Annotated in this window: 17 protein-coding genes; 7 read left to right on the forward strand and 10 right to left on the reverse strand. The window is 54.2% G+C overall.

Features of this window, described 5'->3' with window-relative positions:
• Positions 1-44 precede the first annotated feature (44 nt).
• Positions 45-2,327 carry a formate C-acetyltransferase gene (pflB, locus tag LZP96_RS02385; protein WP_064325552.1) on the forward strand — a complete coding sequence of 761 codons (2,283 nt, stop codon included), beginning with the start codon at positions 45-47 and terminating at the stop codon, positions 2,325-2,327.
• 193 nt (positions 2,328-2,520) lie between these two features.
• Complete coding sequence (pflA, locus tag LZP96_RS02390; protein ID WP_064325551.1) at positions 2,521-3,261, forward strand: pyruvate formate lyase 1-activating protein; 741 nt, start codon at positions 2,521-2,523, stop codon at positions 3,259-3,261.
• Between the two features lie 30 nt (positions 3,262-3,291).
• Here pflA and LZP96_RS02395 read toward each other — a convergent pair whose 3' ends face one another.
• The 10 genes from LZP96_RS02395 to lrp form a co-directional block, all read right to left on the reverse strand.
• Entirely contained in the window at positions 3,292-3,810 is a 519-nt protein-coding gene (locus tag LZP96_RS02395; RefSeq protein WP_064325550.1) for an anti-virulence regulator CigR family protein, read from the reverse strand.
• A gap of 123 nt (positions 3,811-3,933) precedes the next feature.
• On the reverse strand, positions 3,934-5,082 hold the full coding sequence (locus LZP96_RS02400) for an MFS transporter (RefSeq protein ID WP_064325549.1): 1,149 nt from the start codon (positions 5,080-5,082) through the stop codon (positions 3,934-3,936).
• Between the two features lie 274 nt (positions 5,083-5,356).
• The gene (locus LZP96_RS02405) at positions 5,357-6,220 is read right to left on the reverse strand and encodes a dimethyl sulfoxide reductase anchor subunit family protein (RefSeq protein WP_064325548.1); all 864 of its coding nucleotides are present in this window, start codon (positions 6,218-6,220) and stop codon (positions 5,357-5,359) included.
• A 1-nt stretch (position 6,221) separates the two neighbouring features.
• Complete coding sequence (locus LZP96_RS02410; RefSeq protein WP_064325547.1) at positions 6,222-6,839, reverse strand: DMSO/selenate family reductase complex B subunit; 618 nt, start codon at positions 6,837-6,839, stop codon at positions 6,222-6,224.
• Between the two features lie 10 nt (positions 6,840-6,849).
• Entirely contained in the window at positions 6,850-9,294 is a 2,445-nt protein-coding gene (gene dmsA / locus LZP96_RS02415) for a dimethylsulfoxide reductase subunit A (RefSeq protein ID WP_064325546.1), read from the reverse strand.
• Positions 9,295-9,502: 208 nt separating this feature from the next.
• Positions 9,503-10,795, reverse strand: coding sequence for a serine--tRNA ligase (gene serS, locus LZP96_RS02420; protein WP_064325545.1), 1,293 nt, complete (start codon positions 10,793-10,795; stop codon positions 9,503-9,505).
• Between the two features lie 92 nt (positions 10,796-10,887).
• Positions 10,888-12,231: a replication-associated recombination protein RarA gene (gene rarA / locus LZP96_RS02425; RefSeq protein WP_064325544.1), complete on the reverse strand. Its 1,344-nt coding sequence runs from the start codon at positions 12,229-12,231 to the stop codon at positions 10,888-10,890.
• Positions 12,232-12,240: 9 nt separating this feature from the next.
• Entirely contained in the window at positions 12,241-12,855 is a 615-nt protein-coding gene (gene lolA / locus LZP96_RS02430) for an outer membrane lipoprotein periplasmic chaperone LolA (RefSeq protein WP_064325543.1), read from the reverse strand.
• 131 nt (positions 12,856-12,986) lie between these two features.
• Positions 12,987-16,802 carry a DNA translocase FtsK gene (gene ftsK / locus LZP96_RS02435; protein ID WP_064325542.1) on the reverse strand — a complete coding sequence of 1,272 codons (3,816 nt, stop codon included), beginning with the start codon at positions 16,800-16,802 and terminating at the stop codon, positions 12,987-12,989.
• A gap of 134 nt (positions 16,803-16,936) precedes the next feature.
• A complete protein-coding gene (lrp, locus tag LZP96_RS02440; RefSeq protein WP_000228473.1) occupies positions 16,937-17,431 on the reverse strand; it encodes a leucine-responsive transcriptional regulator Lrp in 495 nt (164 codons plus the stop codon).
• Between the two features lie 542 nt (positions 17,432-17,973).
• Between lrp and trxB the strand changes: the two genes are divergently transcribed.
• The 5 genes from trxB to infA all read left to right on the forward strand — a co-directional run bounded on the left by trxB (position 17,974) and on the right by infA (position 23,799).
• On the forward strand, positions 17,974-18,942 hold the full coding sequence (trxB, locus tag LZP96_RS02445; protein ID WP_258925677.1) for a thioredoxin-disulfide reductase: 969 nt from the start codon (positions 17,974-17,976) through the stop codon (positions 18,940-18,942).
• A 114-nt stretch (positions 18,943-19,056) separates the two neighbouring features.
• Entirely contained in the window at positions 19,057-20,823 is a 1,767-nt protein-coding gene (gene cydD / locus LZP96_RS02450; protein ID WP_064325540.1) for a heme ABC transporter permease/ATP-binding protein CydD, read from the forward strand.
• Positions 20,823-22,544, forward strand: a complete 1,722-nt coding sequence (cydC, locus tag LZP96_RS02455) for a heme ABC transporter ATP-binding protein/permease CydC (RefSeq protein ID WP_064325539.1) — start codon at positions 20,823-20,825, stop codon at positions 22,542-22,544. The genes cydD and cydC overlap by 1 nt, the downstream gene beginning before the upstream one ends.
• Before the next feature lie 45 nt (positions 22,545-22,589).
• On the forward strand, positions 22,590-23,294 hold the full coding sequence (gene aat / locus LZP96_RS02460; RefSeq protein WP_064325538.1) for a leucyl/phenylalanyl-tRNA--protein transferase: 705 nt from the start codon (positions 22,590-22,592) through the stop codon (positions 23,292-23,294).
• A 286-nt stretch (positions 23,295-23,580) separates the two neighbouring features.
• Entirely contained in the window at positions 23,581-23,799 is a 219-nt protein-coding gene (infA, locus tag LZP96_RS02470; RefSeq protein ID WP_002211347.1) for a translation initiation factor IF-1, read from the forward strand.
• Positions 23,800-24,386 lie beyond the last annotated feature (587 nt).

Genomic DNA, 24,386 nt, shown 5'->3' on the forward strand with positions numbered 1-24,386 from the left:
CTCAGGCAGTAAATAAAAAATCCACTTAAGAAGGTAGGTATCATATGTCCGAGCTTAATGAAAAGTTAGCCACAGCCTGGGAAGGTTTTGCGAAAGGTGACTGGCAGAAAGAAGTTAACGTACGTGACTTCATTCAGAAAAACTATACCCCGTATGAAGGCGATGAATCCTTCCTGGCTGGCGCGACTGACGCAACAACCAAGCTGTGGGACAACGTAATGGAAGGCGTTAAACTGGAAAACCGCACCCATGCGCCAGTTGACTTCGATACTTCCGTTGCTTCTACCATCACTTCTCATGATGCTGGCTATATCAACAAAGCCCTTGAGAAAATCGTTGGTCTGCAGACTGAAGCACCACTGAAACGTGCGATTATCCCGTTCGGTGGTATCAAAATGGTTGAAGGTTCCTGCAAAGCGTACAACCGCGAGCTGGACCCAATGCTGAAAAAAATCTTCACCGAATACCGTAAAACCCATAACCAGGGTGTATTCGATGTTTATACCAAAGACATTCTGAACTGCCGTAAATCTGGCGTTCTGACTGGTCTGCCAGATGCGTATGGCCGTGGCCGTATCATCGGTGACTACCGTCGCGTTGCGCTGTACGGTATCGACTTCCTGATGAAAGACAAATACGCACAGTTCGTGTCTCTGCAGTCCGATCTGGAAAACGGCGTAAACCTGGAAGCGACTATCCGTCTGCGCGAAGAAATTGCTGAACAGCACCGTGCGCTGGGTCAGATCAAAGAAATGGCGGCTAAATATGGCTGCGATATCTCTGGTCCTGCCACCAATGCTCAGGAAGCTATCCAGTGGACCTACTTCGGCTACCTGGCCGCTGTTAAGTCTCAGAACGGCGCAGCAATGTCCTTCGGTCGCGTATCCACCTTCCTGGATGCTTACATCGAACGTGATATCAAAGCAGGCAAAATCAACGAACAAGACGCTCAGGAAATGATTGACCACCTGGTCATGAAACTGCGTATGGTTCGCTTCCTGCGTACGCCTGAATATGATGAACTGTTCTCTGGCGACCCAATCTGGGCGACAGAATCCATCGGTGGTATGGGCGTTGATGGCCGTACGCTGGTCACCAAAAACAGCTTCCGTTTCCTGAATACCCTGTACACCATGGGTCCATCTCCGGAACCGAACATCACTGTTCTGTGGTCTGAAAAACTGCCACTGAACTTCAAGAAATTCGCCGCTAAAGTGTCTATCGATACCTCTTCTCTGCAGTATGAGAACGATGACCTGATGCGTCCTGATTTCAATAACGATGACTACGCTATCGCATGCTGCGTAAGCCCAATGGTTGTCGGTAAGCAAATGCAGTTCTTCGGTGCACGTGCTAACCTGGCGAAAACCATGCTGTACGCAATCAACGGCGGCGTTGATGAAAAACTGAAAATCCAGGTTGGTCCTAAATCTGAACCAATCAAAGGCGACGTTCTGAACTTCGACGAAGTGATGGATCGCATGGATCACTTCATGGACTGGCTGGCAAAACAGTATGTCACCGCGCTGAACGTTATCCACTACATGCACGACAAGTACAGCTACGAAGCATCACTGATGGCTCTGCATGACCGTGATGTCGTTCGCACCATGGCATGCGGTATCGCAGGCCTGTCTGTGGCAGCTGACTCCCTGTCTGCTATCAAATATGCGAAAGTTAAACCAATTCGTGATGAAGACGGTCTGGCGACTGACTTCGAAATCGAAGGCGAATACCCGCAGTTTGGTAACAACGACGCTCGCGTCGATGACATGGCCGTTGACCTGGTAGAACGTTTCATGAAGAAAATTCAGAAACTGACCACCTACCGCAACGCTATCCCGACTCAGTCTGTTCTGACCATCACCTCTAACGTTGTGTATGGTAAGAAAACCGGTAACACCCCAGACGGTCGTCGTGCAGGCGCGCCATTCGGACCAGGTGCTAACCCAATGCACGGTCGTGACCAGAAAGGTGCAGTAGCCTCTCTGACCTCCGTTGCTAAACTGCCGTTTGCTTACGCGAAAGATGGTATTTCTTATACCTTCTCCATCGTGCCAAACGCGCTGGGTAAAGACGACGAAGTGCGTAAAACTAACCTCGCGGGTCTGATGGATGGTTACTTCCACCACGAAGCGTCCATCGAAGGTGGTCAACACCTGAACGTGAACGTGATGAACCGTGAAATGTTGCTTGATGCGATGGAAAATCCTGAGAAATATCCTCAGCTGACCATCCGTGTATCCGGCTACGCAGTACGTTTTAACTCCCTGACGAAAGAGCAGCAGCAGGACGTTATTACCCGTACCTTCACTCAGTCCATCTAATATCTTGTCTGACTGAAAAAGCGTACAATAAAGGCTCCACACCTGTGGGGCCTTTTTAACACCTCTCCCCATTCAGTCTCTTTTGTCCGCTATCTATACTTTATGGATAACAGCCAAAACAGACTCGACACAGCCACACGAGCTGTGCACATAAACAGGTCCCGGACGGGCCAAATCTGGAGATATCACCGCAATGTCTATTATTGGTCGTATTCACTCCTTTGAATCCTGCGGCACTGTCGATGGCCCGGGTATCCGCTTTATCACCTTTTTCCAGGGCTGCCTGATGCGCTGCCTGTATTGCCATAACCGCGATACCTGGGACACGCACGGCGGCAAAGAGATCACCGTAGAAGAGCTGATGAAAGAGGTGGTGACCTATCGCCACTTTATGAATGCATCGGGCGGCGGCGTAACGGCATCCGGTGGTGAAGCCATACTTCAGGCTGAATTCGTTCGCGACTGGTTCCGCGCCTGCCATCAGGAAGGGATTCATACCTGTCTTGATACTAACGGATTTGTACGTCGCTACGATCCGGTGATTGATGAACTGCTTGAAGTAACCGATCTGGTGATGCTCGATCTGAAACAAATGAACGATGAGATCCACCAGAACCTGGTGGGCGTATCAAATCATCGCACGCTGGAGTTTGCGAAATACATCGCGGATAAAGGCATTAAAACCTGGATCCGCTATGTGGTTGTTCCGGGCTGGTCTGACGACGATGATTCTGCGCATCGCCTGGGGGAATTTACCCGCGATATGGGCAATGTCGAAAAAATCGAGCTTCTTCCCTACCATGAGTTAGGCAAACACAAATGGGTAGCGATGGGCGAAGAGTACAAACTGGATGGCGTGAAGCCGCCAAAGAAAGAGACCATGGAGCGCGTCAAGGGCATTCTTGAGCAGTATGGCCACAAGGTCATGTATTAAAAAATAGCCCGGCTTACGCCGGGCTTTTTGTTATTTGAATACGCCATTAATAATGGTGGTCACAATAGCGGTACTGAGGGCAATTAATACCAGATCGTCCCCCACCATCCGCCATTCATAACCTGGGTAAGAAGGTAACTGGCCCAGCATCGATGCAGGAACGGTTTTCTTCGCAATTCCCGGAGGAAGGGGTTTACCGCGTGCGAGATTTTTCGCAATTCCCGGTGGCAGGGAGTCATAGCCCGTTAAGCCATAGTTCAGTGCCAGATGGCGGGCATGGTCGAAGCTGACACGCGCATCAACATCATCGCTTACGTTTTTATTTGATTTGCCGGAATGCTGATAATCATTATTCTGCTTGTTGCCGTGGTTCCCGCCGTTTGCATTGCCATGCTTGCCGCTGTTACCCTGGCCACCCCCACTATTACCGTGGTTACCGCCACTACCGTTACCCTGACCATTACCAGGATTTGCCATTGCCGGAGCAGTAGCAAAGGTTAAAGACAACACTACTGCCAGAGCAGTAGCGGAAAAACGATGTCCAGACATGATGACGGCCTTTTGCCAGGTGAACTCAATGGAATTATCGCCTGGCGCCTGAAACTAACAATGTCCAAAACTCTTATTTGTGACTCGAATAAAAAAGCCTGTCATCGACAGGCTTTTATTTCATCAGGCATGTGCCACCGGCGTGGGATGTTCGCCTGCTTTGCGCAGCAACATTAAAAGATAAATAAACGAGACGCTGGCAATCATAATAAACAGCAGATTATCAGAATAGTTTTGCATCAGCATTGAGGTAAACGTCGGGCCAAGCAGGCTGCCGATGGTATAGCTCAGCAACAGAGCCTGGTTCATTGCCACCAGTTGATGATGCTCCACCTTCTCGCACGCCCAGGCCATCGCAACGGGATAGAGCGTAAAGCCTGCCGCCCCCAGAATAAACAGCGTGGGAGCCATGGCAGCATTGCTGAGCATTGCCAGACAACCCAGAATAACCACAAAGACCTGCACGCGCAGGACCAGTAATCGACCATAGCGATCGGCGAGTTTACCGATTGGCCATTGCCCAACGATACCCGCGCTGACCATTACCGCCATCCAGAAGCCAATTCCGGAATCGCTCACGCCCTGATGATTTAAATAGAGCGGCATTAAACCGTATAACGAACCCAGCACAATGCCTGAAATAATGCAGCCGTTCACGCCCAGACGGGCATGGCGCAGGCGTAACATCGGCCAGACCTGGGTCGCTTCCTGATGTTCGCTGCTTTGGTTCACGATACGGGTAAAAAGCAGAGGCAGAATAGCCGCCAGCACCATGCCGGTAACCCATGGCAGCACGCTCATCAGGTCGGTCGGCATCTTGCTGATCATCAGCTGGCCTAACACCGTCCCCACGTAATAGACCATCATATAGGCCGCCAGCAGACGTCCGCGATTACGGGCGGTACCACTGCACATTAGCGCACTTTCAACCACAACCCAGATCATCGCGCAGCCGACACCGGCAATAAACCGCCACGTCATCCAGCTCCAGAACCCGACCATCACGCCAAGGCCTACGCAGCCCGCGGCAAAAATCAATGACGCCAGGTAATAACTACGATTAAAGCCAAAGCGTTTAATTAATTTGCCCGTTAACAAGGTTCCCAGCAGGTTGCCGGTAAAATAAGACGAGCTAACCATCCCAACCTGCCAGGTCGGTAAGTTTTCATGGGCGAGCCAGAGCGGGACGAGCGTATTTAAAACCGCGATCGCCAGCGTCAACAAAAGCAGGCCACAGAGCAACAGCAGCACTGGCCGGGTATAGGTGGTCATGGATTAAAAACCGTGAGGAAGTAAAGATTTCGAGCGCATCATGCCACCAGCAAAAACAAAGTCAATCCATGGGCTTAGGGGCCTCGCACGATTTGTTCTCTGTCGATTTAAAAAACTTATCCTCCTTCCCGCTTCGTCCGTATACCTAATATTTATCTAATTGTTTTTATTAATCTAAGAGACAAATAATTAACAGCGCTCAGTTGAAAAATTTCATGGTAGAAAATAAAAAAGCCGGGGTTAGTGCCCCGGCTTGATATAACGAAAAAGAGTTCTAGCTGGCGATAGCCATACCAACCGTCATATGCAGGCCATAGAACACGCCGCGACCAATCAATTCTCCCGCCAGCACCAGCACAAAGGCCAGCGACAGCACCGGCAATGCAGGCTGATAACCCTTGAGCTGAGGAATAACCCAGCAGGTCAGTGCGAGGGCCAGCAGGACGATACGCCAGGCCATCAGCGATCCATAATCCGGCACCAGCGCAGAAGCCTGCTGGATTGAACTATGAATGGTGGCCAGCTCTGCCCCCTGCATTAACGCCACTATCGCACTGATCACCAGCGCCAGCAGTGAAACGGCAGGCAGTAATCGCATAGCCCAACCATCAACGCCCGCGACGCGCAACAGCAGGAAGCCCAGCAGCGGTCCACCTATAAACATCGTCAGGAAGAAGTTCATGGGTGTCCAGACGCTGTACCAGGTTGGGACGGTATCGATGGTGTTATAGACACGTACCATCATCCATACGAAGATCACGCCCAGCACCATCGTCACAACCAGCCACAACGTGCGTAAGCCCGCAGGCAGTTTTTTCATGGCTGCCAGCAACCAGCCGAGCCCGCCAATGGCAAAGAAGATCGCACCGCTGGCAATTTCATTACTCAGGGATGAGGCGCCAATGCGATTTAAGGAGTTAAAGGCCCGCAGTGGGGATCCCAGGTGCAAGGTCGACGCAATAAACCCGATGCCCATTAGCACCCACAAACCAAACATGCTCAGCACCAGACGCTGCTGCTGTTCAGGCTGTAGCTGTCCTTTAAGCAACGCCAGCGCGAGAACGATAAAACCGCCGGCCACGCACTGCCCGAAGACGGTGAAAATCATCAGCGGCCATTCATGCCATCCACTTCCCATCTCACACCTCCTTCGGGTTAGCCAGATAGCCGGTGGTATCACCCGTCGGACGGCTATTAGCGTTAGGTTTAATTACAATGCTCGGTCTGGTGAAGTGCGCTGACGGCAGCGGGGCAACGGCCGCAAGCTCGCCATGCTTATTACGCAGTTCGTCAATCGGACCAAAGTCCAGCGCGCGCAGCGGGCAGGACTCAACGCAGATCGGTTTCTTGCCGTCCGCGACGCGGGTATGGCAGCCGTCACATTTGGTCATGTGGCCTTTAGCAGCGTTGTACTGCGGCGCGCCGTACGGGCAGGCCATATGGCAGTAGCGACAGCCGATGCAGACATCTTCATCCACCACCACAAAGCCATCGTCACGCTTGTGCATTGCCCCGCTCGGACAGACTTTGGTGCAGGCCGGGTCTTCGCAGTGGTTGCAGGCAATCGACAGATAATAGGCAAAGACGTTCTGATGCCAGACGCCGTTGTCTTCCTGCCAGTCGCCGCCCGCGTATTCATAGATGCGGCGGAAGCTGACGTCCGGCGTTAAGTCCTTGTAATCCTTGCAGGCCAGTTCGCAGGTTTTGCAGCCGGTGCAACGACTTGAATCAATAAAAAAGCCATACTGGGTTGTCATCGGTTACTCCTTACGCCTTTTCAACCTGAACGAGGTTTGTGTGGGACGGGTTGCCTTTCGCCAGGGGCGAAGGACGCTGCGTCGTCAGTACGTTAATACTGCCCGCCTGGTCGATGCGATTGGCATCCGGGCTATACCAGGCCCCCTCCCCCAGCGCAACCACGCCAGGCATCATACGTGGCGTCACTTTCGCCTCGATATGCACCTCGCCGCGATCGTTGAATATACGGATACGATCCCCGTTCTGAATCCCACGTTTTTTGGCGTCCATCGGGTTGATCCACATTTCCTGACGGCAGGCGGCTTTTAACACCTCGACGTTGCCATACGTGGAGTGAACACGGGCTTTGTAGTGGAACCCGGTCAGCTGAAGTGGATATTTCGCAATGAGCGGATCGTTATAGTTCTCAAAGCCCGGCGTATAAATGGGCAGTGGATCGATAACGTCCCCTTCCAGCAATTCCCAGCTGGAAGCGATCTTCGCCAGCTCTTCGGAGTAGATTTCGATTTTTCCAGACGGCGTTGTCAGCGGGTTGGCCTTTGGATCCTCGCGGAACGCTTTATAGGCCACATGATGCCCTTCCGGGTCACGCTGCTTATACATTCCCTGCTTGCGGAAGGTGTCAAAATCGGGCAGATCGGGGATATTCTTGCGGGACAACTCATGCAGATGGCGCATCCAGCCTTCCTGCGTACGCCCTTCCGTGAACTGTTGCTCGACGCCGAGGCGTTTTGCCAGCTCCGTGGTCATCTCGTAGATGGTTTTGCACTCAAAGCGCGGCTTGATGGCCCGATCGGTGAAAATCACGTATGACATATTGCCGCAGGAGGCATCCAGAGCGAAGTCCATTTGTTCAGACGCGGTACAGTCCGGCAGAATGATATCGGCATATTTCGCCGACGAGGTCATGTGGCAGTCGATCACCACAATCATTTCACATTTTTTATCATCCTGAAGAATGTCATGAGTACGGTTAATGTCAGAATGCTGGTTAATAAGGCAGTTACCGGCATAGTTCCAGATCATTTTGATCGGCACATCCAGTTTGTCTTTACCGCGCACGCCGTCGCGTAGCGCCGTCATTTCCGGACCACGTTCAATCGCATCGGTCCACATAAACATGGAGATGCTGGTCTGAACCGGATTATCCAGCGTTGGCATACGTTCAAACGGCACTTCATATGAGCCTTCACGCGCGCCGCTGTTGCCGCCGTGGATCCCAACGTTACCGGTCAGTATCGACAGCATTGAAATGGCGCGGGTGGCAATCTCACCGTTCGCATGGCGCTGCGGCCCCCACCCCTGGCTGATATAAGCCGGTTTGGCAGAGCCGATTTCACGGGCCAGCTGCACAATACGCTCGTCCGGAATACCGGTGATCGTAGACGCCCACTCAGGCGTTTTAGCGATACCGTCACTGCCCTGACCCAGAATGTAGGCTTTATAATGGCCATTGGCTGGTGCACTGGCGGGTAGCGTCTTCTCGTCATAGCCGACGCAGTACTTATCGAGGAAAGGTTGATCCACCAGATTTTCAGTGATCATGACCCAGGCGAGCGCATTCACCAACGCGGCATCAGTCCCCGGACGGATTGGGATCCATTCATCTTCGCGACCCGCACCGGTATCGGTATAGCGCGGATCGACGATAATCATGCGGGCGTTCGATTTTGCACGCGCCTGCTCGAGATAGTAAGTCACCCCGCCGCCGCTCATGCGTGTTTCACCCGGGTTATTACCAAACAAAACAACCAGTTTGCTGTTTTCGATGTCCGACGGGCTGTTGCCATCGGCCCAGCCGCCATAGGTATAGTTCAGCCCTGCTGCAATTTGCGCAGAGGAGTAGTCACCATAGTGGTTTAGGTAACCGCCGCAGCAGTTCATCAGGCGGGCAATCAGGGTTTTTCCAGGCGGCCATGAGCGCGTCATGGTCCCGCCGAGCGTACCGGTCCCGTAGTTCAGGTAGATCGATTCATTGCCGTAGTCTTTAATCAGACGCTGCATATTTGTGGCAATGGTGGTGTAAGCCTCATCCCAGCTGATGCGCTCGAACTTGCCTTCGCCACGTTTTCCCACGCGCTTCATCGGATATTTAAGTCGATCGGGGTTATAAACCCGGCGACGCATCGAGCGCCCGCGCAGGCAGGCGCGTACCTGATGTAACCCTTCGTAGTTATCATCCCCGGTGTTATCGGTTTCGACGTATTTGATTTCACCATCAACCACGTGCATACGCAGCGGACAACGGCTCCCACAGTTTACAGTACAGGCGCTCCAGACAATTTTCTCAGGGGATGCGGAAGGCGCGATGGCTTCAGCCGCAGACGCCATACGTGAGAAAGGCAGGGAGAACGCGCTGCTGGCAACGGCCAGGCCACCAATCGCGGTTGTTTTTACCAATCCGCGACGGCTCACCTCGGCAGCCAGTAAAGCATCAGGCGCTTTGATTTTCATAGACACTCACTTTGGTTGCTCACAAAGAAAAGAGATGCGGACCAGGCCGCTGTATAGCTTTATATATAGCGAATTGCTTCGCTTATGGTTTTTTATGCTGACTTTTGTAGGGAGGAGTATTACTACTTTAGAGGGGGGTGTTATTGCTTCGAATCAAATCAAGGGCATAAAAAAAGCGCCCGAAGGCGCTTTTTTACTTTAGGTCAAATTAACCGATGTACTGCTGACCTTTCATATAAGGACGCAGGACTTCAGGGATCTCAATACGACCATCAGCCTGCTGGTAGTTTTCCAGCACGGCAACCAGCGTACGGCCCACGGCCAGACCGGAACCGTTCAGCGTGTGCACCAGGCGGGTTTTCTTATCCGATTTGGTGCGGCAACGCGCCTGCATGCGACGCGCCTGGAAATCACCTACGTTAGAGCAGGAAGAAATTTCGCGGTAGGTATTCTGAGCAGGAACCCAGACTTCCAGGTCAAAGGTTTTGCAGGCACCGAAGCCCATATCACCGGTGCACAGCGCCATGCGACGATACGGCAGGCCCAGCAGCTCAAGCACTTTTTCTGCGTGGCCGGTCATCTCTTCCAGCGCGTCCATTGAGTCTTCAGGACGGACGATCTGCACCATTTCGACTTTGTCGAACTGGTGCATACGGATCAGACCGCGAGTGTCACGACCATAGGAGCCTGCTTCGGAGCGGAAGCACGGCGAGTGTGCCGTCAGTTTGATTGGCAGGTCATCTTCATCGATGATCTCATCACGCACCAGGTTCGTCAGCGGCACTTCTGCCGTTGGGATCAGCGCGTAGTTGCTGCTGTCAGCTTCTTCATCCAGAGGACGGGTGTGGAACAGGTCGCCGGCGAATTTCGGCAACTGGCCGGTGCCATACAGCGTATCGTGGTTAACCAGATACGGCACGTAGGTTTCGCTATAGCCATGCTGTTCGGTATGCAAATCCAGCATGAACTGCGCCAGCGCACGGTGCAGGTGAGCAATCTGACCTTTCATGACAACAAAACGAGAACCGGTCAGCTTTACCGCTGCGGCAAAGTCCAGGCCAGCGTGCATTTCGCCCAGCGTGACGTGATCGCGAACCTCGAAATCGAATTCGCGAGGGGTCCCCCAGCGTTTGACTTCAACGTTGTCGTTTTCGTCTTTACCGACAGGCACGCTATCATCAGGCGTGTTTGGGATCGCCAGCGCGATATCACGAATTTCGGTCTGAAGCACATCCAGTTCGGCTTTCGCCTGATCCAGTTCCTCGCCCAGTTTATTCACTTCCAGACGCAATGGCTCGATGTCTTCCCCACGCGCTTTCGCCTGGCCGATGGATTTCGATCGTGAGTTACGCTCTGCCTGCAGATTTTCGGTTTGTACCTGCAGAACTTTACGACGCTCTTCAAGAGCGCGGAGCTTATCTACATCCAGCTTAAAGCCTCGGCGTGCCAGTTTTTCTGCGACTGCGTCTGGCTCGTTACGCAGCAGATTGGGATCGAGCATGCTTATCCTGTGCTTATCGAATTAAAAAGAGGAAAAGTGACCACAGCCTGCGGTCACAGGGATACATTGCCAACATTACCGCAACGATCGCGCTAACGGTAGCGTTTTATAGGGCTATTTTGATCCTGTCCGGTAAGCCAGGCGAGCTTTTCGCCAATCTTGCCTTCAAGACCTCTGTTTGTGGGGTGATAATAGCGCGTTTGTGCCATTTCCTGCGGAAAATATTCTTCCCCGGCGGCGTAGGCATTCGGTTCATCGTGCGCGTAACGATATTCTTGTCCGTAACCCATCTCTTTCATTAATTTAGTCGGCGCGTTACGCAAATGGACCGGCACGTCGTAATCCGGAGATTCTCGCGCATCCTTCATCGCCGCTTTAAAGGCGGTGTAAACGGCATTACTTTTTGGCGCACAGGCCAGATAAACGATCGCCTGCGCAATGGCGCGCTCGCCTTCAGCCGGGCCGACGCGGGTGAAGCAGTCCCAGGCTGAGAGCGCCACCTGCATCGCGCGCGGGTCAGCATTGCCAACGTCTTCCGAGGCGATAGCCAGGCAACGACGCGCCACGTAGAGCGGATCGCCACCGGCAGAAATGATCCGCGCATACCAGTACAGCGCAGCATCCGGCGCGCTGCCGCGAACGGACTTGTGCAGAGCTGAGATTAAATCGTAAAAACGATCGCCTTTATTATCGAAGCGCGCACTGCGTTCGCCGGCAATCTCGGTCAATAACGCCGGCAGTAGAACGCGCTTACCGGCATCATCCACTTCGGCCATGTCGGCCATCATCTCCAGCGTATTAAGTGCGCGACGCGCATCGCCGTTGACCAGTTGCGCTATTGCAAGGCGCGTCTCATCCGGCAGGACAATGTCCTGTCCACCGTAGCCGCGTGCGGTGTCTTCCATCGCCTGGGTCAGTACCTGTTCGATATCCTCGACAGTAAGGGATTTAAGAAGGTAGACGCGGGCACGGGAAAGAAGTGCAGAATTCAGTTCGAAGGAGGGGTTTTCGGTGGTCGCACCGATAAAGAAGATGGTGCCATCTTCAATATGCGGCAGGAAAGCATCCTGCTGGCTTTTATTGAAACGGTGGACTTCGTCGACAAAGAGAATGGTACGTCGGCCAGCGTTACGGTTTTGACGCGCGCGCTCGATGGCTTCGCGGATCTCCTTAACCCCAGAAGTGACGGCCGAAATACGTTCAACATCGGCATTCGCATACCGCGCGATCACTTCGGCAAGCGTCGTTTTGCCGGTGCCTGGCGGCCCCCACAGGATCATCGAATGCAAATGACCGGCTTCAATCGCCCGTGGCAAAGGTTTGCCCGCAGCCAACAAATGCTGCTGACCAATATACTGCGCTAAATTTTCTGGCCGCATACGAGCGGCCAGAGGTTGAAACGCATTATCCGAAAAATCGAGCGACAAATTGCTCACTCACGCCTCTTACTTATTGCGTTGATCGTCCACCGTAACGCCTTGTGGCGGGGTGAAAGTGAATTTAGATGCGTCTACCGCGCCGTTTTGCTGAGTCTTCAGCTGATAATTGCTGCGCTGGTCATCTTGTTCGACGGCACCAAACTGGTTGATCGTCCCGTTGCTGCTCACGTTAATCGTGAACTGCTTCAGGTTGCCATTACCCGCTTTCGGGGTCAGCACAAAATCGTCGCCCGTCTGTTTGATATTGTATTGCTGCCAGTCGCTGGTCTGGTTACGCGCAATCAGCATAAACGGCGTATTGCTGGTGGCATCTTTCAGCCAGGTCGCCGTCGCCTGCTCAACAAACGGATTATAGAACCATAATGTTTTACCGTCAGAGACCAACACGCTCTCATCCGGCTGGGTCATATGCCAGTTAAACAGATTCGGGCGTTTCACCCACAGATCGCCCTGACCTTCCTGAACCGCATTGCCGCTGCCATCGGTCACTTTTTGCGTGAAGCTGGCATGGAAGCTGCTGACTTTATCCAGTCGATTTTTAAGGTCGCTAGCGGCATCGGCCCAGACGCTGCTGGCAACAAAGCTGGTCAGTAATGCTCCGACGATTGCGATTTTTTTCATTATTAATCCTTAAAATACGTCATCCCGAAATGGGGGGTCTCTGTCATCTATTCTGGACCTGCCCGACGGCAGGTGACAGGAGAAAATGCTTAATTTTGGCTGATTTACCCATCTTTGCAAACGCATAAGAGTTATTCAAACGGCGGCGGTGCAAGCACTTCGCGGTTGCCGTTGTGTCCCTGCTCGCTGACGATGCCCTGCGCCTCCATCTGTTCGATGATACGTGCCGCACGGTTATAGCCAATGCGGAACTGACGCTGTACGCCGGAGATAGACGCTTTACGTTTTTCAGTGACGAAATTAACCGCCTGGTCGAATAAGGGATCCAGCTCCTCGCCGCCATCAAAGCCACCGCCTCCTCCGCCTTCGCTTTCGCTTTCGGAGGTAATGCCGTCGACGTACTGAGGACGACCGCGCGCTTTCCAGTCCTGCACCACCGCGTGGACTTCCTGGTCGCGGACAAACGCACCATGCACACGAACCGGCGTGGTGGAGTTAGGCCCGGAATAGAGCATGTCACCCATGCCGAGCAGCGATTCTGCCCCCCCCTGGTCGAGGATGGTTCGCGAGTCAATTTTGCTTGAAACGGTAAAGGCGATACGCGTCGGGATGTTGGCTTTAATCAGGCCCGTGATCACGTCGACAGAAGGACGCTGCGTGGCCAGTACAAGGTGAATACCTGCTGCACGCGCTTTCTGTGCCAGTCGGGCAATCAACTCTTCAACCTTTTTCCCGACGGTCATCATCAGGTCAGCAAATTCATCGACCAGAACGACAATGTACGGCAGTTTTTCCAGCACAGGATGCTGCGCATCCATGCTGTCGCCCGGCTTCCAGTACGGATCCGGAATCGGTCTGCCCATACGTGCGGCTTCAGCGATCTTGTCGTTGTAACCCGCCAGGTTTCGCACGCCAAGCGCCGACATCAGTTTGTAACGACGTTCCATCTCGTTGACGCTCCAGCGCAGAGCGTTGGCCGCGTCTTTCATGTCGGTCACCACTTCCGTGAGAAGATGCGGTATACCTTCATAAACAGACAGCTCCAGCATTTTCGGATCGATCATGATGAAGCGTACATCTTCCGGCTGCGCTTTATAGAGCATGCTGAGGATCATGGCGTTAACACCGACGGATTTACCCGAACCGGTTGTACCCGCCACCAGAAGGTGCGGCATCTTCGCCAGATCGGCCACCACGGGTTCGCCCGCAATGTCTTTACCCAGTACGACCGTCAACGGCGACGGATTATCGCGGAATTTCGTGTTATCCAGCACTTCACGCAGGTAGACGGTCTCGCGCTTTTTGTTCGGCAACTCAAGCCCGACGTACGGCTTGCCCGGGATAACTTCAACCACACGCACGGCAACGGTCGACAGTGAACGCGCCAGGTCACGGGACAGGTTCGAAATTCGCGCCGCTTTAACGCCTGGGGCAAGGTTCAATTCGAAGCGGGTGATCACCGGACCCGGGGAATAATTGACGACGTCCGCTTTAATGCGGAAGTCTGCCAGACGGGTCTCCACCAGTCGGGCCATCTGTTCCAGAGCGAAGGTATCAACCGGCTCAACTTCACTTGGCGGCGATGTCAGCAGATCCAACGACGGTAGCGGCGTGGTAGGCCTTTGCATCGGACGGCTGTCACCGTTACGCATCAACAGCGGGTGAATCAGGCTTTCTTGCGCGGTCGGCACGGCCTGCTGAGGCTGAGCGTACTGCGGCTGTGGGGGCTGCGGCTGCGCATAATGCTGTGGAGGCACAGCGGGTTGCTGCGGCTGCGCATAGTGCTGAGCAGGCGCAGCCGGCTGCTGTGGCTGTGCGTATTGCTGCTGTGGCACAACAGGCTTCGACTGCGCAGGAGCATAATTCTGACGCACGGGTTCAGGCTCAGGCACCACACCCGGGGTAAACAACGGCTCGCCTGGTGCATCACTCACCAGATCTTTCATGGGTGAGAATTCAAAATCAGACAGTGAGAATGGATTTGCGCCAGACGGTTGCTCTGCGGAATAACGTTGCTGCTGAGATGCGGCGAACTGACGCGCCAGCTCAGCTTCTGCAGCATCATCCTCTTCTTCCTGTGACGCATAAGGATCGGCCGCAGGCTCTTCGCCATAGCGCTGCTGTTGCTGGGCAGCAAACTGACGCGCCAGCTCATCCTGATGCAGCTCTTCTGCATCGTCGTACTCTGCGTCGGTCATTTTGTCGTCATGAGGACGCTGCTGTGACGGGATTTTGATACCAAAGGAGGCAGAAGCCAGCTCGCGACGTGTCGGGACACGCACGCGGTTAGGCCGCGGCAGTTGCGGACCAATCCCCTCTTTCACCTGAGGACGGGCAACGCCACCCGCAGCCAGATTAAAGACAGGCGCGGCAGCAGAGGCAGCGGTGGCGGCCTGATGCACGTTTGCAGCGACAGGGGTAACGGCCGAAGGATCAACACTCGCGGCAGAAGGAGAAGGCATGGTCGGGGCCGGGACAGGATCGCGGGCCGGTTCCGGCACGGGCTGATACCAGGCAGCCAGCTGCTCGCGCTCACGGGCGCGGCGCTCTTCCACTTCTTCAAAATAGTACATGGGCGGGCGAGACGGCTTCACCTCTTCCACGGGCGGTTCGGGTTCAGGCTGGGGCTCAACATAGGGTTGTGCAGGCGGCCCAGGCTGAGGCACATATTCCTGATGGGGTTGAACGGATTGCGGCTCATAGTAAGGCTGCACGTCTGGCTGCTCATACTGCGTAGCAGGCTGCGGCGCGTAAGCAGGCTCTGGCTGATAAGGCTGTTGCCATGGCTCTTGCGGCGCGACTGGCGCATAGCTCTGCGGTTCTGGCGCAATAACAGGCTCAGGCGTATGCACGCCCGGCGCGGTTTGCCAGTCAATCACCGGCTGCTGCATAGCAGGTTCGGGCGTCTGGACCGGCGCAGCAGGCATGACGGCCTCGACAGGCGCGGTATGAGCCTGTGCAGCCGTGGTTGCCACCGCTGCCGAGTTGACGGGCTCCGTGACGGAGTAACCGCTCAGCAGGGGATCGTATTCATCATACTCATTTGAACGGGCGCGATTACCTGAGAACAGCACGTCATCCGGATCCGCTGCAACGCCCGCGGCGCTGTAGTGCACCTGTTCGTCGTCATCCATGCGTTTGCCGGAGAAAAGCGCCGCATCGGTTTGACGACCTAAAGGATTGGCGAATTTTTCCGCCACGCGTTTACGTCGCGCCAGTGCGCCACGCATGATGCGCGTGCGGCGTGACTCTTTTGGTATCGCCGGTGCGTCGGCATCTTCATATTCGTCATCTTCATACTCATCTTCGTCGACCCAGGTGTCGTCGCGACGCGTACGGTTACTGGCAAATGTCAGGATATTAAGAATGACGCTTCCGATTTTTTCAGCGATGCTGACCCATGACCAGCCAGTGAAGAGCGTAAGACCCGCCGCCCAGATGCAGAGCAGCGCAAGCGTGCCGCCGCTACTGTGCAGCATAGGCTGCAGCGCCGTGCTTAGCAGACTGCCAATCACGCCACCGGAGGCAAAATACCAGATATCATCCGCGTTAATGGCGGCCAACCCGCAGGAGGTCAGAATGAGCGCAAGCGCGCCAATCAAACGCAGCGAGACGGCGAAGTAGTCGATGTACTCTTCGTTTTGACGATGTCGCCAGGCAAACCAGCACCCACCCACGATAATCACCGGGATGGTATAGGCCATGACGCCAAAGATGAAGAACAGCGTATCCGCCAGCCATGCACCGGGGATCCCACCCAAATTATGGATAGGTTCGTGCCATGCGGTTTGTGACCAACTGGGATCCGAAGGATTGAAACTGAGTAATGCAGCCATCAACCAGACGGCAAAAAGGGCAACAAGAATCAGCAACGCTTCAAGGAGTCGGCGCCCGCTGCTTAACTTACTTAATGTGACTTCTTTGTCTTCAGTGTATTCCTGGCTCAAGAAAAGCTCTCCAGGTACCAGGCAATTCCTGCCTGTTTGCTAAAACGGACAACAGCGCCGGGAGCCCCGGCACTGTTGCTGTATGGATTAACAGGAGTGTAATCAAATTACACTGATTTTGCACCTGTTCCGTATTAGCGAGTCTTAATAACCAGACGATTGCTCTGTTTGACCTCTTCCATCACCACGTAGGTGCGGGTGTCGTTCACGCCAGGCAGTCGCAGCAGGGTCTCCCCAAGCAGCTTACGATAGGCCGACATGTCTGGTACGCGGGTTTTTAACAGATAGTCAAAATCGCCTGAAACCAGATGACACTCTTGAATTTCTTCAAGTTTTTGCACAGCGGTGTTGAACTGCTCAAACACATCCGGTGCGCCACGATTCAGAGTAATCTCAACAAATACCAGAAGTGATGCATCCAGATAATGCGGGTTCAGCAGAGCCGTATAGCCCTGAATAAAACCCTGTCTTTCCAGTCGGCGCACACGCTCAAGGCATGGCGTTGGGGAAAGTCCCACACGTTTTGAAAGCTCGACGTTGGAAATACGCCCATCCTTTTGCAATTCATTAAGAATGTTACGATCGATACGGTCGAGATCTTTGCCAGGGCGCTTCTTGCTATCTACCATTATTATTGTCTCTCTGTATTCCTTCCCTACTCCTGCCTGGACTCTGTTCACATCACTGTTCAGAGCTGTACCCGTTGCTCATCACATCGCCTGTTTATGTTATATGCGCGACGTGGGTGCGGGTCTACGGTATATAGAAGTCCGGCGCCCGAAGGCTGACATCAACATCACCTATGGCATCTGTCCACGCCATAAGTAGATTTTGCTGACCCGGTAAAAATGGCGAAAATATGCATGCCTATGCGGCAAACTTTTCTCGCGTTTTTTTCTTCTCTGAATGTTTTCGCAAAAGCGCAGGGGATTGTCAAAGCAAAACATCGATTTTTAGTACAACGTGCCAGTTATTCATTGCGACCGGCAATTAATCCTCATTTTATCGCCTTATAATCAACCGATTTTCAGGAGAAAGTGTGATGCCAGTTCAGGCGACCCATCGCCTGTGGCTATTGCAGATATCGATATCAAAACGGCTATGCTCTTTTTTTACGGCAACAAATTCCCTACAATCCAGCCAAATGTCTGCCAACAACAATGGGGATCTCATGGGCACGGCCAAACACAGTAAACTACTTATCCTGGGTTCCGGACCTGCGGGCTATACCGCAGCGGTCTACGCTGCACGCGCTAACCTGCACCCGGTACTAATTACCGGCATGGAAAAAGGCGGTCAGTTGACCACCACAACGGAAGTAGAAAACTGGCCTGGCGATCCGAACGACCTGACCGGACCGCTGCTGATGGAGCGCATGCACGAACATGCGGCCAAGTTCGAGACCGAAATTCTGTTCGATCATATCAGCAAGGTTGATCTACAAAATCGTCCGTTCCGCCTGGTGGGCGACAGCGGGGAGTACACCTGTGACGCGCTGATCATTGCAACCGGTGCTTCTGCCCGTTACCTCGGCCTGCCTTCTGAAGAAGCCTATAAAGGCCGCGGTGTGTCAGCGTGCGCCACCTGCGATGGCTTCTTCTATCGCAACCAGAAAGTGGCCGTGATCGGCGGCGGTAATACCGCGGTTGAAGAGGCGCTTTATCTGGCGAACATCGCATCTGAGGTGCATCTGATTCACCGTCGCGATACGTTCCGTGCAGAAAAAATCCTGATCAAGCGTCTGATGGATAAAGTGGAAAGCGGCAACATCGTTCTGCATACCCACCGTACGCTGGAAGAAGTGACGGGCGATCAAATGGGCGTCTCGGGTCTGCGTCTTCGCGACACGCAGAACGCTGATAACGTCGAGTCGCTCGAGGTGGCGGGTCTTTTCGTGGCGATCGGCCACAGCCCGAATACCGGCATTTTTGACGGCCAACTGGCGCTGGAAAACGGCTACATCAAAGTCCAGTCTGGCATTCACGGAAACGCGACCCAGACCAGCATCCCGGGTGTCTTTGCTGCGGGCGACGTAATGGATCACATTTATCGTCAGGCAATCACCTCTGCCGGCACTGGCTGTATGGCCGCGCTGGACGCTGAACGTTACCTCGACGGTCTGGCTGAACTGAGTAAATAATCTTTACAAGTCAGTAACAAACGTAAATAAAGGCGGCGATGAGTCGCCTTTATTTTTTCCAGGATGTACCATTGCCGAAGTAAAATTTCTTATAACTCACCTGCAAAGCGCGCAATGGAAAAAAACCGTCAACAAGAGTTAACTCGCTGGCTAAAAGAGCAAAGCGTTCTTTCCCGCCGCTGGCTGAATATCTCCCGTCTTCTGGGATTTATCAGTGGCCTGTTGATTGTCGGTCAGGCCTGGCTGCTGGCCCGCATTCTTAATCATATGATCATGGAGAACATCCCGCGGGAAGCGCTGCTGCTGCCCTTTATCGTGCTGGTGTTGGTATTTATTTTGCGTGCCTGGGTGGTATGGCTGCGCGAACGCGTCGGTTTTCACGCCGGACAACATATCCGCTATGAGATACGGCGCAAGGTGCTGGACAGGCTTCAGGAAGCCGGACCCGCCTGGATTCAGGGTAAACCGGCCGGAAGCTGGGCTACACTGATCCTCGAGCAGATCGACGATATGCACGATTACTATGCCCGCTATCTTCCACAGATGGCGCTGGCGGTCTTCGTTCCGCTCCTGATTGTGATCGCTATCTTCCCCACTAACTGGGTCGCCGCTCTGATTTTACTGGGCACCGCCCCGCTTATCCCTATGTTTATGGCGATGGTCGGTATGGGCGCCGCCGATGCGAACCGACGCAACTTTCTGGCGCTGGGCCGTCTGAGCGGGCATTTCCTCGATCGTCTGCGCGGCATGGAGACGTTACGCGTCTTTGGTCGCGGAGAAGCCGAAACGGAGAATATCCGTCTCGCCTCGCAGGATTTCCGCCAGCGCACCATGGAAGTGCTGCGGATGGCCTTCCTCTCCTCAGGCGTACTGGAATTCTTCACCTCGCTGTCGATTGCGCTGGTCGCGGTTTACTTTGGCTTTTCCTACCTGGGTGCGCTGGACTTTGGACATTACGGCACCGCGGTAACGCTTTCAGCAGGATTCCTTGCTCTGATTCTGGCACCGGAGTTCTTCCAGCCGCTGCGCGATCTGGGTACGTTTTATCATGCCAAAGCACAGGCCGTTGGCGCAGCCGACAGCCTGAAAACCTTCCTCGAAACGCCGCTGGCGCATCCTGAGCGCGGCGATGTGACGTTAAACGCTAATGAGCCCGTTTCATTAGAAGCAGAAGATCTCTGCATCCTGTCACCTGAAGGTAAAATACTGGCCGGGCCGCTTAACTTCTCGCTGCCCGCCGGACACCGCGTGGTGCTGGTCGGGACCAGTGGTTCGGGTAAAACCTCGCTCCTGAATGCGCTGGCGGGCTTTATGGCCTACAGCGGTTCACTGCGCATCAACGGTGCCGAGCTGCGTTCGCTCGAACCTGACGCCTGGCGCAGGCAGCTCAGCTGGGTTGGACAAAACCCTCAGCTCCCCGCACCAACGCTTCGTGAAAACGTTCTTCTTGCCCGACCGGATGCCCGTGAAAATGAGCTGAACGCCGTGCTCGACCGCGCCTGGGTAAGCGAATTCCTGCCTACTCTGCCTGAAGGTCTCGACACCGTTATCGGCGATCAGGCGGCAGGCTTATCCGTCGGCCAGGCGCAGCGCGTTGCCGTCGCCCGCGCACTGCTCAACCCTTGTCAACTGATGCTGCTGGATGAACCCGCCGCGAGTCTGGATGCGCACAGCGAACAGCGCGTAATGCACGCCCTCAACGAGGCGTCTACGCAGCAAACGACGCTGATGGTGACACATCAGCTGGAAGGCATCACCGACTGGGATCATATTTGGGTTATGGATAATGGACGGCTCGTTGAGCAAGGTGATTTTGCCACGCTCGCCGCCGCGCAGGGCCATTTTGCCGCCCTGCTGGCAAACCGTCAGGAGGATATTTAATGCGCGCCCTGTTGCCTTATCTGGCTCTGTATTCACGCCATAAATGGATGTTAACGCTGGGCATCGTGCTGGCGATCCTCACCCTGCTGGCAAGCATTGGTCTGCTCACCCTCTCCGGCTGGTTCCTTTCTGCCTCTGCCGTGGCGGGTTTTGCCGGGCTGTATAGCTTTAACTATATGCTCCCGGCGGCAGGCGTCCGCGGTACCGCCATTGCCCGTACGGCCGGGCGCTATTTTGAGCGACTGGTGAGCCACGATGCCACCTTCCGTGTCCTGCAGCACCTGCGCGTTTTCGCGTTCAGCAAGCTGCTGCCGCTCTCCCCTGCCGGTCTGGCACGTTTTCGTCAGGGTGAACTGCTTAACCGCATCGTGGCCGACGTGGATACGCTGGATCACCTCTATCTGCGCGTGTTGTCGCCACTGGTCGGGGCCTTTGTAGTCATCGTCGTGGTCACGCTCGGGCTCTGTTTCCTGGACGTTCAGATTGCACTCACCCTGGGTGGGATCATGCTCCTGACCCTGGTTTTGCTGCCGCCTCTGTTCTATCGCGCGGGTAAGCCTGCCGGTGAAAATCTTACCCGCTTACGCGGGGAGTATCGCCAGCAGTTGACCGCCTGGCTGCAGGGGCAAGCCGAGCTGACTATTTTTGGTGCCAGCCGACGCTACCGTGCGCGAATGGACAGCACGGAACTGAGCTGGCACGAAGCCCAGCGCAGACAATCCGAGCTGACGGCGTTCTCCCAGGCATTAATGACGCTGATTGGCGGCGTGGCGGTCATCGCCATGCTGTGGATGGCCTCCGGCGGCGTGGGGGATAACCTGCAGCCCGGTGCGCTGATTGCGCTGTTTGTCTTCTGTGCGCTGGCCGCCTTCGAGGCACTGGCGCCGGTAACAGGCGCATTCCAGCATCTGGGCCAGGTGATCGCCTCCGCGGTGCGCATCACTCAGTTGACTGAGCAAACGCCGGAAGTGCAGTTCACCGGTCAAAATACGCCTGCACCGACGCAGGCGTCGCTGCACCTGCAAAACGTGACGTTTGCCTATGACGGGCAACTTCAGAGCGCCCTTAACGACATCACCCTGGAGATTCCTGCGGGGACGCACGTTGCTATCCTGGGACGTACCGGCTGCGGCAAATCAACCCTGCTGCAGCTGATAACCCGCGCGTGGGATCCCCGCGAAGGCACCCTTCTGCTGAATGATATGCCGCTTAATGCCTGCAGTGAATCTGCCCTGCGTCAGGCCATGAGCGTTGTGACACAGCGTGTTCATCTGTTCAGCGCCACTCTGCGTGACAACCTGCTGCTGGCGTCACCCACGGCAACTGACGAACGGCTGCGCGCGGCGCTTGAGCAGGTGGGTCTGCAAAAGCTGCTGGAGGATGAAGGGCTTAACAGCTGGCTGGGGGAAGGCGGTCGACAACTCTCCGGCGGAGAACTGCGTCGTCTGGCAATTGCGCGGGCATTGCTGCACGATGCGCCGCTGATGCTGCTTGATGAACCGACCGAAGGGCTGGATGCTACAACGGAAAGCCAAATTCTTGATTTGCTGGCACAGGTCATGAAGGACAAAACCGTTCTGATGGTCACGCACCGCCTGCGTGGGCTGGCTCACTTTGATCAGATAATTGTGATGGACAATGGTCACATTATTGAGCAAGGTAATCACGCAGAGCTGTTGGCGAAACAGGGTCGATACTTCCAGTTAAAACAACGTCTGTAGACTATATTCTTATCGATCCTACTCGCGTACTGGAGTTTTGCTGTCATGCGCCTGGTCCAGCTTTCTCGGCATAATATTGCGTTCCCTTCCCCGGAGGGCGCGCTGCGTGAACCTAACGGACTGCTGGCGCTGGGAGGCGATCTCAGCCCTGCCCGGCTGTTGATGGCCTACCAGCGCGGTATTTTTCCGTGGTTTTCGCCGGGCGATCCCATCTTATGGTGGTCACCGGATCCGCGTGCCGTGCTGATTCCTGAAGAATTTCATCTGAGCCGTAGCATGAAGCGTTTTCATGCTAAATCACCGTATAAAGTAACTATCAACCATGCCTTCGGACAGGTGCTGGAGGGATGCGCGGCGGACAGGGATGAAGGGACCTGGATCACGCGTGATATCAATGTGGCTTATCATCGTTTACATGAGCTTGGGCATGCCCACTCCATTGAGGTCTGGCGTGAAGGCGAACTGGTTGGCGGCATGTACGGGGTTTCGCAAGGAACGCTATTTTGTGGTGAATCGATGTTCAGCCGTGCCGTTAATGCCTCCAAAACCGCCCTGCTGGTTTTTTGCCAGGAATTCGCCCAGCGCGGCGGCAAGCTGCTGGACTGCCAGGTGCTGAACGAGCACACCGCATCGCTGGGCGCGGTTGAAATCACTCGCCGACACTACCTTGACCAGCTGGATAACTTGCGTTTACAGAAGCTGCCGCACAACTTTTGGGTTCCCCGCACGCTGTTTCTGCCTCAGATGTAAATGTTTTCCGCCCATTTTTGACGAGCGGTGTTATAATTGGTGCCGCAGAGTAGGTTCTGCCTGTTGCCCCGCCGCCGTTTGGGAACCCTTCGCATCAGATAACGTCCTGACGTTTATCCTGTCGTCCCCTTTACGAATGCGCTTCTCGTGCGGTTATACCGTGACGACTGGGCAATGCGCCGAAACTGTTTTGCTGCGTTTTAAACGCGCAATTCTTTACTTAATTGATGAATTTCGGCATTATCTTGCCGGTTCAAAACTTGGTAGTGATACCCCAGAGGATTAGATGGCCAAAGAAGACAATATTGAAATGCAGGGTACCGTACTTGATACGTTACCTAACACCATGTTTCGCGTAGAGCTGGAAAACGGTCACGTGGTAACCGCGCATATCTCCGGTAAAATGCGTAAAAACTACATCCGCATTTTAACGGGCGACAAAGTGACTGTTGAGCTGACCCCGTACGACCTGAGCAAAGGCCGCATTGTCTTCCGTAGTCGCTAATCGCTTTCGCCTGTAAAGGCAGATGAATATTTAAACAAGGCCGGGATAATTCCCGGCCTTATTTATTGGGTTCGTTAGCTGATTAATAGAATTCAATGAATGGCGTGCCGCAAACGGCCAGGAGTGATTTCTGCGGTATATTCTGGGTAAGGATTGGGTAATTTTTGGGCGCCAGAATGACAGGGAATGTTAATCAGGATGGCAGGGTTTTTATTTGAGCTGTCTGTGCGGCAGTGCACTTAAACAGGTCGCTCAGGCGGCCTTTTTTATTTTTCTAAGCTGCCTGTACGGCAGTGAACCGGATAGTGCCGTCGCGGTAGACAAACGTCATTTTCTAAGCTGCCTGTACGGCAGTGAACTGCCACGACGACTGGATCTTGCCCATCAGGACTTTATAAGCTGCCTGTACGGCAGTGAACTGAGGCGCTCTGTCGCTATCTTATTGTTCCGGAATAAAATAATCAACATGTCCCTCCTTTAACCCTTTTTTCTCGGCGATTATTTACAATAATAAAAATCAACAACTTAGATTAATGCCAAAAATAAGGGTCTGCAATCAGGCCTAGAGTTATTGAACCTGGAGACCG

Source organism: Huaxiibacter chinensis, from assembly GCF_022171985.1.
In the GTDB taxonomy this organism is placed as follows: domain Bacteria; phylum Pseudomonadota; class Gammaproteobacteria; order Enterobacterales; family Enterobacteriaceae; genus Enterobacter; species Enterobacter chinensis_A.

Bases quoted from the DNA above. Each gene is read 5' to 3' on its own strand.
- pflB (WP_064325552.1), top strand. From the start codon at position 45: ATGTCCGAGCTTAATGAAAAGTTAGCCACAGCCTGGGAAGGTTTTGCG.
- pflA (WP_064325551.1), top strand. From the start codon at position 2,521: ATGTCTATTATTGGTCGTATTCACTCCTTTGAATCCTGCGGCACTGTC.
- LZP96_RS02395 (WP_064325550.1), bottom strand. From the start codon at position 3,810: ATGTCTGGACATCGTTTTTCCGCTACTGCTCTGGCAGTAGTGTTGTCT.
- LZP96_RS02400 (WP_064325549.1), bottom strand. From the start codon at position 5,082: ATGACCACCTATACCCGGCCAGTGCTGCTGTTGCTCTGTGGCCTGCTT.
- LZP96_RS02405 (WP_064325548.1), bottom strand. From the start codon at position 6,220: ATGGGAAGTGGATGGCATGAATGGCCGCTGATGATTTTCACCGTCTTC.
- LZP96_RS02410 (WP_064325547.1), bottom strand. From the start codon at position 6,839: ATGACAACCCAGTATGGCTTTTTTATTGATTCAAGTCGTTGCACCGGC.
- dmsA (WP_064325546.1), bottom strand. From the start codon at position 9,294: ATGAAAATCAAAGCGCCTGATGCTTTACTGGCTGCCGAGGTGAGCCGT.
- serS (WP_064325545.1), bottom strand. From the start codon at position 10,795: ATGCTCGATCCCAATCTGCTGCGTAACGAGCCAGACGCAGTCGCAGAA.
- lolA (WP_064325543.1), bottom strand. From the start codon at position 12,855: ATGAAAAAAATCGCAATCGTCGGAGCATTACTGACCAGCTTTGTTGCC.
- lrp (WP_000228473.1), bottom strand. From the start codon at position 17,431: ATGGTAGATAGCAAGAAGCGCCCTGGCAAAGATCTCGACCGTATCGAT.
- trxB (WP_258925677.1), top strand. From the start codon at position 17,974: ATGGGCACGGCCAAACACAGTAAACTACTTATCCTGGGTTCCGGACCT.
- cydD (WP_064325540.1), top strand. From the start codon at position 19,057: ATGGAAAAAAACCGTCAACAAGAGTTAACTCGCTGGCTAAAAGAGCAA.
- cydC (WP_064325539.1), top strand. From the start codon at position 20,823: ATGCGCGCCCTGTTGCCTTATCTGGCTCTGTATTCACGCCATAAATGG.
- aat (WP_064325538.1), top strand. From the start codon at position 22,590: ATGCGCCTGGTCCAGCTTTCTCGGCATAATATTGCGTTCCCTTCCCCG.
- infA (WP_002211347.1), top strand. From the start codon at position 23,581: ATGGCCAAAGAAGACAATATTGAAATGCAGGGTACCGTACTTGATACG.